This window comes from uncultured Aggregatibacter sp. (assembly GCF_901873365.1).
In the GTDB taxonomy this organism is placed as follows: Bacteria; Pseudomonadota; Gammaproteobacteria; order Enterobacterales; family Pasteurellaceae; genus Aggregatibacter.
On the sequence record NZ_CABFLM010000013.1, the window covers coordinates 1 to 984 of the forward strand.

Annotated in this window: 2 protein-coding genes; both read left to right on the top strand. The window is 29.3% G+C overall.

Going from position 1 to position 984, the window contains the following annotated elements:
* Window positions 1-50: 50 nt before the first annotated feature.
* Window positions 51-632, top strand: coding sequence for a type VI secretion system-associated protein TagO (locus QZ106_RS00345; RefSeq protein WP_295972828.1), 582 nt, complete (start codon window positions 51-53; stop codon window positions 630-632).
* 1 nt (window position 633) lies between these two features.
* Window positions 634-984, top strand: a 351-nt coding sequence (locus tag QZ106_RS00350) for a type VI secretion system ImpA family N-terminal domain-containing protein (RefSeq protein ID WP_295972825.1), incomplete at its 3' end; no start/stop codon positions are given.

A 984-nucleotide genomic window follows, 5' to 3' on the forward strand; every position in this document is an offset into this window, starting at 1 on the left:
CGATACGCTTATCCATTTTATGTAAAGTATCAATTATTTCTTTCCTATTAATGTACTCTGTAACTAGTTTATCTGAGGTTAAGCTTGAGAAAGCGGAAAAATGTATTTATATAAACTCAAATATTAATAGACTAGCTTGTTTTGATGAAATATTTAATACGCCAATTAGAAAACAAATTGTTGATGAACGAGCCTTGAACAATTTTTTACCTAAACTAATAGGAGATATTTTTACATTAGCAAGAGAAACTTCTCAAAATACGCCTATTGAAAATAATCTAGAACTAGCCTTATTAAGTAATGATGAACATGCTTCAATATATATTGCTTGTAAGGATAATATCACTCGTTTCCAAATAGCATTAGATAAACCAGTAAAAAATAATGTATTAGATATACATATTGTTAATAATGAAACAAATCAAGTAGCCTCTAGAATTAATTGGCAAAGTGCTGAGCGAGGTTATTTACTTGATGCAGGTAGAGGTCTTTATGCAATACAGCAATTAAAATCAATTCTGTATATTGATACTTTCTCTGTATCTATTGCTCAAGAAAATAGAAAGTACATTTTCAAAAATAATGGACTTGCATCTCTCGTAGCACCAATAAGAAAGGAATGTGGTTGGTAATATGAAATATCATAATATCTTAGACGATATTGTAGGAGAGTATTTTCCTGCTGGTTATCCTGATGAAGAATGTCCTACTTTCTTAGCTATTGATGAACAGATCATGAAATTTGGATCTCTACAGCATGATACCATTGATTGGGACAGTCTTACTTTAAACTGCCATCGGTATCTAGCAGAAGTTTGTAAAGATTATAAAGTCCTACAATATTTAAGCTACGCTCTATTTTATAAAGAATTTAAGTCTAATTTAATTGATTTCTTATCATTATTTTCAGGATTTAATAGGAAATTTCTTTTTAATGCTTATCCTAAACCATCAGCGAATAATACAATTAATCGATTTAAAGAG